The organism is Myxococcus sp. AM009, from assembly GCF_013372605.1.
GTDB classification, from domain to species: domain Bacteria; phylum Myxococcota; class Myxococcia; order Myxococcales; family Myxococcaceae; genus Myxococcus; species Myxococcus vastator.
Map to the genome: position 1 here is coordinate 1 of NZ_JABXEP010000203.1, position 11,686 is coordinate 11,686.

Consider the following 11,686-nt stretch of genomic DNA (forward strand, 5'->3'; position numbering starts at 1 on the left):
CACGTCCTTGGGGTCCTTCGCGGTGGGGCCCGTCCTGCCATAGGCGGTGTTGCCCACGGGCGCGGCGAACGAGCCCGCGCTGGTGGTGGAGGACATCGTCATGCCGACAATGAGCGGCGGGGGCGGCTTCACCACCTCCACCATCACCATCTCCACGGGGCGCCTGGGCGCGGGGCGCGAGCGCGCGTCGCCTTCACCGAGCGCCCAGAAGCCGCCGACGTGAAGCCCCAGCGACACGAGCAGGAAGACGCCCACCACGGCCAGCGAGCGGTCGCGCGTGGGCGCCGTGGGAATGTTGTCGAGGACCGCCTGGCTCATGCGCTGACGCCTCGCCTCAGGGCGCGGGGGCCGTGGCCGCGGGGGCCACGTCCTTCTCGATGTTGAGGGCGAACTTCGCGATGCCCTGGCCCTTCACCACGTCGATGAGCCGCATGACACGGCCGTAGGGTATCGACTGGTCGGCGCTGATGATGGCGCGCGTGTCCTTGTCCTTGGCCACCGCCTCGGCGACCTTGGCCTCCAGCTGCTGCTCCGTCATCTCCGCGCCGTCGAAGAAGAACTTGCCCTCCTTGTCCAGCACCACGTTGACCAGGCCCTGCACCGTCTCACCGCCGTTGGCGGCGCGGGGCAGGTCCACCTCCACCGTCTCGCGGACGATGAAGTTGGCCGTCACCATGAAGATGATGAGCAGCACCAGCACCACGTCCACCAGCGGGGTGACGTTGATGCCGGTGATTTCGTCGTCGTTGTCCTGCGCGCCGCCCGCCATGGCCTAACGGGCCTCCGCGCGGAGACTGCCCACCAGCGCGTGGCCCAGGGCGTTGGCGCGGCTGGTGAGCGTCTTGAGCTGACGGCTGAAGACGTTGAAGGCCACCACCGCCGGAATCGCCACCGCCAGCCCCACGGCCGTGGCGACAAGCGCTTCGGAGATGCCCGCCATGACGGTCTGCTGCATGGCCCCGCCGCCGCCCTGGGCGTTCATCTTCCCCAAGTCATTGAAGGCCTTGATGATGCCCAGCACCGTGCCGAACAGCCCGATGAAGGGCGCGTTGTTGCCCAGCGTGCCCAGGTACGACAGGAAGCGCTCGTAGCGCGGGCGCTCGCGCGACAGCGTGGAGGCAATCACCTGCTCCACCGTGTCCGCGCCCTGGTCGGCGCACGCCAGCCCTTCGCGCAGGATGGCGGCCTCCATGCCCTGACGCCCCTGGATGGCGGCCTTCACCGCGTCCAGCTCACCGCGCGACAGCCGCACCGCCAGGGCCTCCGAGTCCGGCAGCCGGTGACGGGCGAAGTACACCGTGCGCTCCAGCATGATGGCGATGGAGAGCACCGACAGACACACCAGCACCCACAGCACCCACTCCGCGGAGGTGAGCGTCACCCCCAGCAGCTTGCTGCTGAGCCAGCCCAGCTGCTCCGGGTGCGCCTGGGCGAGGACGGCGATGGACGGCATGGTGTCTTTTCCTGTCGCGAAAACACGTTGGCGCGACCGGAACACCGGACCCGGATTTAAGTGTCACTCGGTGGTCGGATTTTTTCCGGGCCCCTCTGACAGCGAGGGGCCAGAATGCGCGCCATGCGAGGAAAAACGGTGGTCGTCACGGGCGCCTCGGCGGGCATTGGCGAGGCGCTGGCGGTGGTGCTGGCCGGACGCGGCGCCAACCTGGTGCTGGCGGCGCGCAACGAGGAGGCGCTCCAGCGGGTGAAGGCCCGGTGCGAGGCGGCTGGCGGGCGCGCGGTGGTGGTGCCCACCGATGTCGGTGACGCGGAGGCCTGCCGCCACCTGGTGGAGCGCGCGGCGGAGGTCTTCGGCGGCGTCGACGTGCTCGTCAACAACGCGGGCGTGACGATGGACGCGCGCGTGGACGAGGTGCAGGACCTGTCCCTCTTCGACCGGCTGATGCGCATCAACTACCTGGGCGCGGTGTACTGCACCCACCACGCCCTGCCCCACCTCAAGGCCCGGCGCGGGCTGGTGGTGGCGGTGTCGTCCCTCACGGGCAAGACGGGCGTGCCCAACCGCAGCGGCTACGCGGCCAGCAAGCACGCCATGCACGGCTTCTTCGACTCGCTGCGAATCGAGCTGCGCGGCACCGGCGTGGACGTGACGGTGGTGTGCCCCGGCTTCGTCGCCACCCACATCCGCGACAGCGCGCTGGGCGCGGACGGCCAGCCCGTTGGGCGGAGCAAGCACGACGAGAGCGCGGGCAACATGAACGTGGACACCTGCGTGGCCATCATCCTGCGCGCCATGGAGCGACGCGAGCGCGAGGTGGTCATGACGACCAAGGCCCGCGTCGCCCAGTTCCTCAAGCTGGTGGCCCCGGGCGTGGTGGACCGCATCGCCGCGAAGGCCATCCAGGACCGGCAGCGGTAACCCGCGCGGCTCAGACGGCCGGCGGAGGCGTGGCCGGCCGCTCCACGCGCGTCAGCAGCCCGGTGATTCCCTCGAAGGTGGCGTTGCCCACCTGGTGCAGGCCGAAGCCCCAGAGGAAGGCCGTCATGCCCGCGCCGAAGCCGCCCCACGTGGGCGAGAAGACGTTGAGCAACTGAAGCCCCAGCCCCACCGCCACCGTGGTGAGCAGCGCCAGCACGCCCAGCTCCACCAGCCACATGTGACGGGGCGATGGCAGCGGCATGCCCTCGAAGTCGCCCAGCGCGGGCGCCCCCGCGGGCGCCTCCGGCAGCGCGGGGATGCTGCCGCCGCTGGGCGCGGTGGGCGGAGGCACGGAGGGCGCCCCCGCTCCCACATCACCCAACGCGGACTCCAGGAGGATGCTCCTCGCCGTCCGCTGGGACTGACTGGCGGAGACGAACCGGACGCGCGCCTCGCCATACTTCACCGCGGCCTCGTGCGACGACGCGGTCACCAGGAGGCCCTGGGCCTCGCCCAGGAGCGCCTCCACCTCCTCGAGCGCCTGCGTCTGTGCGTCGGACTCGCTGACCTGCCGCGCCTCGTCCACCGCGCCGCGCATCTCCTCGATGAGCTGGCGCACGTAGGCGGCGTGCGCGCCCTGGTACATGCGGACGGCATCATCCACGCTGGTGTTGGCCCGCTCCCGGGCCCTCTCCAGCAGGGACTTCACGCGCTGGGTCAGGGCGGCCCACTCCTCCTCCGTGAAGCCGCGCGGCGGCGTGCGGGCCGCCAGGGATTCGGACAGCTCCTCGCACAGGATGTCGAAGTAGGAGCGGCGAGCGGATTCGAGCTGTCGCCGGGCCGCGTCCAGCGCGCCCTGGGCCAGCTGCTTCCGGACGGACTCCAGCGGGGACATCAGCTCGAACTTGAGCCGGAAGCCCAGCGAGTCTCCACCGTGCTGGTCCACCAGCGTCTGCGCCTGCCGGTCGATGTCCTGCAACCGCGCCTCCAGCCCGGCCCGCGCCAGCCCGTCCACGTCCAGCTCCCGCACCTTGGCGGCGAGGCTGTCCAGACGCTCGGTGGCGCTGTCCTCCGCGCGCAGCGCGCCCTCCACCTCCGCCAGCAACTGGCTCGCCTGCTCCGGGCGCAGCTCCGCCGGGAGCACATCCAGCTTGCGTGAGGTGTCACACCACGCGCCATACAGGCGCAGGCGAGGCTCCAGCGCGGTCAGCGCCTCGTCGCCGACGCGGATGCCTCGCACCGGCCGGCGAATCTCCGACGCGAGCCCGTTCACCTGTCCCAGCATCACCTGCCCCACCTCGCGCGCCCGAGCCCCCTGCCCGCTCACCACGGCCTGGAGCCGGCGGTGCAGCTCCATGACCCGCTGCAAGCGCAGCGTCCGGGGCCGGATGCGCTGCGAGTACAGGCGCACGCCGAACGACGACACGGCCCCCGCCGCGATGAGCAACGCGCCCCAAAGCCAGGGCGAGCTCACCCACAAGGTGAAGGGCTGCTCCACCGGCAGGCCCGAGCGCACCGACAGGCGCACGGTGCCGGTGTACTCCCCCGGCCCTTCCAGGCCCCGCAGGCTCAAGAGCAGCGCGCCGCTCCCATGCGCGCTCACGGGAAGGCCGCCTTCCAGGGACGTGATGTCCAGGTTGCCGCCATCCGGCTTCCCGCCCTCCAGCGCGAAGCGCACGCCCTGGAAGCGCGGCTGGATGAGGGCCGAGTCCATGTCCGGCGCCTTGCGCTGAAGCTGCAGCAACTGGGGCACCGACACGACGCCGCCCACGCCCGCCGTCTCCTTGAACGGCAGCCGCACGGTGGCGTCGATGGAGCCCCAGCCCCAGCCCGCGGACGTCACCGCCGGCGACGTGGCGATGAACTGCACCGCGGGCACCGCCTGCACGCGCGTGACGATGAGCGCGGTGGTCTCCCGCCCTCGCGCGTGCACCAGCACCACGTGGCCCGTGTAGTCACCCGTGACGGGCAGGCGCCCGGTCAGCTCGACGTGAATGGGGCGCCGCGTGGAGATGGGCACCGTGGCGCTCCCAGCCTCCGCTTCCTTCACCACGGCCTGCAACGCCACCTGCACGCCGTCCTGGGACTGGAGTGGATCCACCAGCACCGTCACGCCCCCGGGCAGCTCGCCGTCGCCACCGCGAACCACGCCGCCAGCCACCGCCACGTCGCCGCCCCCCTCCGACGCGCCCAGCAGGTCCACGCGCAGCACGTGCCGGAAGTCCTCCGACGCCGTCCGCAGCTTCACCTCGTTGCTGGCGGAGGCACCCGCCACGCGCAGCGAGGGCTCGGCGCTGGCCCTCCAAGGAAGGGCGAGCAACAGGAGCAGGGCCGGGAGACGCACGAGCCCCCACGCGGAGTGGGTGACGGCGGGACGGGTGCCAGCAAAGCGCATTCACTGACTGTATCAGGCGCCCCCCATGCCTCCACTTCGCGCCCTACGCCCAGCCCAGTTGGTTCAACATGCTCCCGGACAGGCTGCCGCGGATGGTGTCGATGGGGATGCCCTCGTTGTGTCCCACCGACGCGGACGGGACACGAGGCCCGCCGCTGTGGTGCAGCGCTGCCAGCCGCAGGTCCTGGGTGAAGCAGGGGGCCCCCGAGGAGCCCGGCCCCGTACACGCGCGGTACGCCACGCGCGTGCGGCCCGGGTTGACGCCCAGGAACTCATCGAGCGCGACGCTCATCGGCTGGCCCGCCGGGTGCTGGACGATGAGCACCAGGCTGCCGGGCGTGAAGGACTCCCGCGAGTCGGGCAGCGCCAGCCAGCCTCGGGGCTCCCCGTCGACCAGGTCCTCGCCGGGCACGCCCGCCACCTCGAGGAAGGCGTAGTCCAGCTCGCCCGGCGTGGCATCGCGCGGACGCGGGTGCATCAGGTCCGCGGGGCTGTAGGGACTGCGCGCCAGACAGCGCGTCACGCGGTACACCGTCCCCGGATGGAGCAGCGTCCCGTCCTGGAGGACCTTGCGGCCGAAGCGCACCCGCAGCGACTCCAGCAGCCTGTTCTCGATGACGTGGAAGTTGGTGAGCACGACGTTGGGGGACACCAGGAAGCCCGTGCCCAGCGCCGCGCCCACCTCCGGCTCCACGCGGCACACCTGCCGCTCGATGGAGGTCAGGCGCTTGCGCCAGCGCTCGCGCTCGGCGTCCGCCCGGCCGCTGCCGAAGATGCGCTCCAGTCCGACGCGGGGGATGCTGCGCTGGACGGACGCGAGGTACACCTGCACGAAGCGTTGGAGGCGGGGGTGCCGGGGCAGGGCCTGGTAGGCGCCGCGAATCAACTCGCGCAGCCAGCCCTCCGCCTCCGCCATGTGGATGAGCGTGAAGACGCGCTCACGCAGCCCGCCGGAGATGCCCAGCGCCTCCAAATCCCTGCGGCAGGTGGCGGCCACGACCCGGCGGAGGTGCTCCACCGAGGCAAACGCGCTGGTCAGCGCCCGCTGTAGCTCGTCCCTCTCCGCGCCGTCGAGCTCCATGCTTGCCACCCACGACGAAACAACCCTGGGAGCGGTTGCGACTCCGTGTTGCTGCTGGGAAACCTGTGCATCCCCTGCGTGGGTGCCCAGTTGGGAGCGCGGACTACATTTCCTGGAGGCCCGTGAAGTCACCACGAGTCGACACATAACGCGCCTCCCGGCGCCAGGGCAGTGGCCCGGGGGGCAGGAAGTGACAGCGATTTCCCCTCAGCGGATGGCCCACGTAGCGGGGGGTACGTAGGACACCAGGTCAGGCCGCGACAGGGCCATCAGCGACGACGCGCCTCCCTGGAGCGTGCCCGCCAGCGTCGGGATGACGCGGAAGCGCGCCTGGAAGGGCTCGCCCGGCCCTCGGGGATGAAGCCGCAGCGTCACCGCGCCATCCTCGCTCTCCCAGGACGCCACCTTCCCTTCTTGCACGAGCGCCTCCAGGCTGGCGGTGTCCACCTGCACGCCCGCGGGCAGCCCGTGGCGAATCACCAGCGGCAGGCCTGACGGCGTGGACGCCTGGAGCGTCACCTCCGACGGCTGCCCCACCTTCGCGTCCGAGGGCACCTCCACGGACAGCTCCAGACCTGCCTGTGCCTGCTGCGTCCACGGCACCGCGGCGCTCAACGCCAGCGCGAAGCCCAGCCCGGGCACCGCGGGCTCCGCGCGCACCGTCCAGGTATGCGCGCCGCCAGAGCCCGGCGCCGCCGCCTCCAGCGACATCACCTCGCGCAGGGCCTTGGCGTCGAAGGTGCCCTCGGTGATGACCTGGCCATCCCGCTCCAGCACCACCCGCACCTGGGCGGGCAGCGGTTCCCGGAAGAGGGACACCACGGCCTGCAACGCCAGGCGGTTGGCGCGCCCGTTTCCCCAGCCATTCACTGGCTCGTAGCTGGCGAGCAACGCGGCGCCCAGGTCCGCCACGGGGGCCTTCGCGTCGCCCTCCAGGGCCAGCACGGCCAGCGCGGTGGCCTCGGCCTCCGTCGGCGTGCCGCCCGCGGCGTCCACCACGCCCTCCTCCACGGGCAGGAACGCGGCGCCCTCGTCGCGCCGCTGCACGGCGTCCCGCACCTGCTCGCGCAGTGAGTCGCGCAGCGAGCCCGTCACCGCGCCGCTCGCGAGCAGCGCCGCCGCCGTGTAGCCGTCCTTGACGTGCGCCCGGTTGCGCTCCAGCGCGCCCGAGGCCCGCGCGGTGAAGAAGGCCGCGCGGCGCTTGCCCTCCGGCGTCACCGCCGCCGCGGTCACCGCGCGCGTGCAGTCCGCGGTGGCCACCAGCAGCCGCTGGAGCGTCCAGCCGGAGCCGCCCTGACAGGTGCCGTCCGGGAGCTGCGCCGCCGCCACCTGCGCGGCCAGCCGCTCGCCCAGGCGGGCCAGCACCGGGTTGTCCGGATGCGCCAACGCGCCCTCCGCCAGCAGCGCCGCCGTGGCCACGTCCGGCGCGCGGCTCCACCGCAGCGCGCGCTGCGTCGCCCGCATCAGCCCCGTCCGCACCGACTCCACGTCCACCTCGCCGGGCTCCGGAGGCACGGGCGCCTTCAGCCGCTGCCCGGGCGTGCTCAGCGCCTTCAGCGCCTCCGCGGACCGCGTCTCCCCCAGCGCGGTCAGGAGCCGCGGCGCGCGGCCCGCCAGCAGCAGCGAATAGGCCACGCCGGACACGTCCTCGCGCGCGCTCGCGTTCAGCAACTCCGAGCGCAGCACGCCCAGCCCGCCGGGGAACACCCGCACCCGGACGCGCTCGCTCCCTGGCTGCGCGTCCACCGCCCCGGAGAGCGACAGCGAGCGCGGCGCCGCCAGCGTGCCACCGCGCGTCTCCATCACCGGTCGCCCCGTGGACCACACGGGGAAGTCCCGCACCACCGCGTCGGTGGCGCCCAGCGCCGCGCGCACCGCCACCTGCCCCGGCATGGCCACCCGCACCGTGACGTACTCCACCACGCTGCCGCGCGCCGGAACGCGCACGGTGCGGCTGCCGCCCTCCACCAGCGCGCCCGGCACCTCCACCTTCAAGGACGCCTCCACCGCCGCGTCCGTGGTGTTCATCACCTGCACCGGCATCCGCACGGCGTCGCCCGCGCGCAGGAAGGCCGGCAGCACCGGGTCCACGTACGTGGGCAGCGTGCCCGTGAAGGACGTCACCGTGCCGGACTGCGCGCCCGAGCGCGAGTGCGCCAGCGCCAGCACCCGCCACTGCGTGAGGCGGTCCGGCACGCGCACCGGCACCGTCGCCACGCCGGACGCGTCCGTCACCACCAGGGGCTCGAAGAGGAACGTCTCCGGGAACCAGGCGCGGCTGGGCGTGGCGTCCGCCTCCGCGCCGCCCCCGCCCTTCGACGAGCCCTCGGCGGCCAGCCCGAAGAGGGCGCCGCGGGGCTTGTTCGCGAACGCGGGCATCTCCTCCAGCGCCATCGGCGCCCCCGCCATGACCGGAGCGTCGGCCATCACCTCCTGCTCGCCGTCGTACGCGGAGCTCTGTCCAAAGGCGCGGAGACTCTTTGTCGCCTGAGGCGCGGGCTCACCCGCCAGCGCTTCCGCCGAAGCGCCGAACAGGCGCCGCACGTTGTCACCGAAGAGCGCCACGAACATCACCAACCCCACCAGGGTCGCCAGGGAGCAGCCCACCCCGGCGAAGAACGAGCGATTCATGGCGCCTCCCGGGCAACCCAAGCGTTCCAGTTCTCCACGTCCTCCGGCAGCCGCGTGCCGCTGGACACCACCGCCCGAGGGTCGGTGAGGGCCAGCAGGTCCACGGGCAGCCGCGACAGCTTCAGTCGGCGGCCAAAGGCATCCGTCACCTTGTCACCTCGCTGCTCACACGCCGCCAGCGCGCCCTCCCACAACCGGGCCATGCCCGCCGGGTCCAGCGTCTGCCCCTCGGGGGCCTTCTCCTCCCAGGCGCGCACCTGCGCGTGCAGCTCCCCCAGCACGGTGTAGAAGGGCTCGGTCAGCTCCGACTCCGGCTCGAAGGCCGTCACGGCGTTCACCGTCACGCGGGGCTCCGTGTGCTCGCGCCGAGGCACGTCGCTCACCCGCAGCACCGCCGCCGACGCCGCGTTGGCCCCGCGGATGCGGCCCATGGCCAGCGCCTGGCCGTCCAGGACACCAAAGGCCGGCGAGGACACCGTGGGCACGGGCCGCAGCTGTCCCAGCGCGTCCGGCCCTGGCAGCGGCGCCAGCTGCGCCAGCGTCTCATCCACGCCGAAGAGCCCCACCGCCGCCGGTCCGTCCTGGCCATCCACCCGCGTCCGCAGCTGGAGCCGGGCCAGCTCGCCGGGGGCGTAGCGCGGCTTGTCCGGCGTCACCTCCACGGAGAGCTGCGCGCGCGGCGCCACGTACACCCGGCCCTGCGCGCCTTCCCAGGCCGTCATCGCCCAGCCCTCGAAGTCCTCGGGCAGCTTGAAGCGGACCGAGCGCGTCGCCTTGTCCACCTTCGCTTCCAGCCGTTGGTTGCCCGCCTGGAGCACCAGGGTGTCGGGCAGCGGGCCCGCGAACCGGGGACCGCGCAGCAGCTCGATGCGGACCTCCTCGCCGCCGCGCGCCAGCACGGGCGTGGCGCGCAGGCGCGTGGGTGGCACCTCCGCCGGACGCAGCACCAGCTTCGTCTCGCCCACGGCCTCTCCCCCCTGGGTGCCGCTCACCTTCAGCTCGTAGCCCAGGAAGGTGGTGGCCTGGGCGACGCCCTGGCGCCCCATTCCGGCGGATGGCTGGGCGGTGAGGTGCGCCACGCCCAGGGCATCCTCCGTCCGCGCCGCATCGGACAGCCGGACGCGCGCGAAGCGCTCCTGGATGCAGGGCAGGGCTGACGCGGCCAGCGCGCCCGACTGCTTCGGCAGCGTCACCCAGGTCAGCGACTCCAGGCCCCGCTTCCCCAGCCGCCAGCTCAAGGCCGCGGGCAGCGGGGCTTCCATGCTCAGGTCCCGCGGCAGACACGCGCGCGCATCGCGGGCCGCGTCCGCCAGCGCGGCCACCAGCGACTCAGGGGCGCCATGGGCCGAATCCACCTCCAACTCCAACTCCGGCAGGCCCGGGTCGCGCACGCTCAGGTCCACCTGGAGGACCCGCTCGCGCCCGGCGGGCAGCGTGCGCGAACGCAGCACGGAGGCCACGCAGGCGGGCAGCGGCGACGCCCCCGTCACCACGTCCAGCACCGCGCCCGAGGCACTCACGCGCAGGCCGAGCTCGACATCCAGCTCGCCCTGCTCGCGCGTCACGAAGCGCGCACAGGGCACGAGCGCGGGCAACGCCTTCTCCAGCGCGAGCAGGTCCTCCAGCGAGGCCTCCATCCCCGGCGCCAGCAGGCTGCGCGTCTGGCCCAGCCGCACCGTGGGCTCGGGCGGCGGCGGACGCACGGGCATGGGCGGCACCACGACGTTGACGGGCGGCCCGGGGTCCAGCTGGAAGACGGCCACGCCGTCCTCGTCCGTCACCGCGCGCACGCCTTCGTCCCGCGGGTCCCAGGCGCGCTTCACCGTCAGCTCCGTGCCCGGAAGCACCTGCCCCGCGGCCGTCGTCGCGCGCACATAGACGCGGTTGTTGAAGCCCGGCGCCAGGCCGCCCTCCACCTCCGTCACCGCCGACACCTGCAGCGCGTCCTCGGCCAGCAGCAGCGACACGCCGCCTACGATGCGGTCTCCCGCCGCGTCCCGCGCCACCAGCCGCGCCACGAGCCGCGCCTGCCCGCGCAGGTCCATGGGCACGCGCGGCAGCGACAGGCGGAAGCGCCCCGCGGCGTCGGTGCGCGCGCGGTCCGGCAGGCCTCCCGTTTGCCACTCCGTCGGCGCGGGCCAGTCACCCTGGACATCCCACGTCAGGCTCACCTCGACGGCGGCCACCGGCGCGCCCGAGGCATACGTCACCTGCCCATCCACCACCGGCACCTCGTCCGCGCGCCAGAAGGGCCGGGCGCTGCGCGCCTCCACGCGGAAGCGCGGCAGGGTGAAGGGCTTCACCTCGAAGGACGCCGAGGCCTGCGCCCCGCCGCTCACCCAGTTCACCGTCCACGTCCCTTGCGGCGCGCCGCGGTCCAGCGGGAAGCGCCCGGCCACCACGCCCCAGGGCCCGGCCGGCGCGCGCTCCTCCAGCACCACCTCTCCGGTGGAATCCCGCACCACCCACGTCCCCGGCCGCCCATCCAGCGGCGCCAGGTCCTTGGCCCTCAGCACCACCGCGCGGAAGAGGACCTCGTGGCCCGGCTCGTACAGGGGCCGGTCCGTCAGCACATGCGCCAGGGCATTGGCGTACAGCGGCAGCGGCGCATCCACGGTGTCCGTGCCCAGCGGCGAGGTGACGCGGGCCCGGAGCTGGTAGTCACCGTCCGGCACCTCCGGCACCACCACGCGGGCCGACAGCCCCCGGTCGTCCTGGGTGCGCGTCCAGTCCGTCTCCTGGGCCAGGGGAAGCGGCGTCTCCTTCCCCGCCCCGTCCACCAGGAACATGGCGGCCGTGGCCTTCGTCACCGGGGCCTTCATCATCTGGCCGGATTCCGGGTGCGGCGCCAGCGCGTGCGTCACGACGAACACCTGCCCCGTGTCGCCGCGCGCCAGGCCGGAGCCATGGACCTCCACCACCTGGCGGAACTGTCCGTCGGGACAGCTCGGCACCTTCACTCCTCGCAGGACCCAGGCGGAAAGGCAGACGTCCCAGGAGGCAAAGGCCACCGCGCCCCCCACGAGCAACGCAGCCAGTCCTCCTCCCAGCAGCCGGCGGCGCCGGAAGCGGATTGTCATCGGTTCTCCCCTTCCGTCCACTCTATGCCGGGAAGGCGGGCCCTGAAGAGCCCCCCGTTCTTCGCGTGGCGCGATTCGGTGCGCTAGGGTCACCGCCCCTTGTCAGCGCCCAAGCCCAAATC

The 11,686-nt window shown here is 73.2% G+C and carries 7 protein-coding genes and 1 pseudogene; 1 reads left to right on the plus strand and 7 read right to left on the minus strand.

Annotated elements, in window-relative coordinates:
* The 3 genes and pseudogenes from HV824_RS32110 to HV824_RS32120 form a co-directional block, all read right to left on the minus strand.
* Positions 1-318: pseudogene (locus HV824_RS32110) on the minus strand (energy transducer TonB); the annotation flags it as partial.
* 16 nt (positions 319-334) lie between these two features.
* Complete coding sequence (locus tag HV824_RS32115) at positions 335-769, minus strand: biopolymer transporter ExbD (RefSeq protein WP_176424943.1); 435 nt, start codon at positions 767-769, stop codon at positions 335-337.
* Between the two features lie 3 nt (positions 770-772).
* Entirely contained in the window at positions 773-1,453 is a 681-nt protein-coding gene (locus HV824_RS32120) for a MotA/TolQ/ExbB proton channel family protein (RefSeq protein ID WP_176418295.1), read from the minus strand.
* A gap of 114 nt (positions 1,454-1,567) precedes the next feature.
* Here HV824_RS32120 and HV824_RS32125 point away from each other — a divergent pair, with 114 nt between their 5' ends.
* A complete protein-coding gene (locus HV824_RS32125) occupies positions 1,568-2,377 on the plus strand; it encodes an SDR family oxidoreductase (RefSeq protein WP_176424944.1) in 810 nt (269 codons plus the stop codon).
* Between the two features lie 10 nt (positions 2,378-2,387).
* On the opposite strand, the gene HV824_RS32130 is transcribed toward HV824_RS32125, so the two are convergent.
* The 4 genes from HV824_RS32130 to HV824_RS32145 form a co-directional block, all read right to left on the minus strand.
* Complete coding sequence (locus HV824_RS32130) at positions 2,388-4,772, minus strand: hypothetical protein (RefSeq protein ID WP_176424945.1); 2,385 nt, start codon at positions 4,770-4,772, stop codon at positions 2,388-2,390.
* Positions 4,773-4,815: 43 nt separating this feature from the next.
* Entirely contained in the window at positions 4,816-5,853 is a 1,038-nt protein-coding gene (locus HV824_RS32135) for an effector-associated domain EAD1-containing protein (protein WP_176418298.1), read from the minus strand.
* Between the two features lie 207 nt (positions 5,854-6,060).
* Complete coding sequence (locus HV824_RS32140; protein ID WP_255208505.1) at positions 6,061-8,484, minus strand: alpha-2-macroglobulin family protein; 2,424 nt, start codon at positions 8,482-8,484, stop codon at positions 6,061-6,063.
* The gene (locus tag HV824_RS32145) at positions 8,481-11,564 is read right to left on the minus strand and encodes an MG2 domain-containing protein (protein ID WP_176424947.1); all 3,084 of its coding nucleotides are present in this window, start codon (positions 11,562-11,564) and stop codon (positions 8,481-8,483) included. The genes HV824_RS32140 and HV824_RS32145 overlap by 4 nt, the downstream gene beginning before the upstream one ends.
* Positions 11,565-11,686: the final 122 nt, after the last annotated feature.

Excerpts from the sequence above, each read along its gene's own strand:
- HV824_RS32130 (WP_176424945.1), bottom strand. The coding sequence starts at position 4,772 with ATGCGCTTTGCTGGCACCCGTCCCGCCGTCACCCACTCCGCGTGGGGG.
- HV824_RS32125 (WP_176424944.1), top strand. The coding sequence starts at position 1,568 with ATGCGCGCCATGCGAGGAAAAACGGTGGTCGTCACGGGCGCCTCGGCG.
- HV824_RS32120 (WP_176418295.1), bottom strand. The coding sequence starts at position 1,453 with ATGCCGTCCATCGCCGTCCTCGCCCAGGCGCACCCGGAGCAGCTGGGC.
- HV824_RS32135 (WP_176418298.1), bottom strand. The coding sequence starts at position 5,853 with ATGGAGCTCGACGGCGCGGAGAGGGACGAGCTACAGCGGGCGCTGACC.
- HV824_RS32140 (WP_255208505.1), bottom strand. The coding sequence starts at position 8,484 with ATGAATCGCTCGTTCTTCGCCGGGGTGGGCTGCTCCCTGGCGACCCTG.
- HV824_RS32145 (WP_176424947.1), bottom strand. The coding sequence starts at position 11,564 with ATGACAATCCGCTTCCGGCGCCGCCGGCTGCTGGGAGGAGGACTGGCT.
- HV824_RS32115 (WP_176424943.1), bottom strand. The coding sequence starts at position 769 with ATGGCGGGCGGCGCGCAGGACAACGACGACGAAATCACCGGCATCAAC.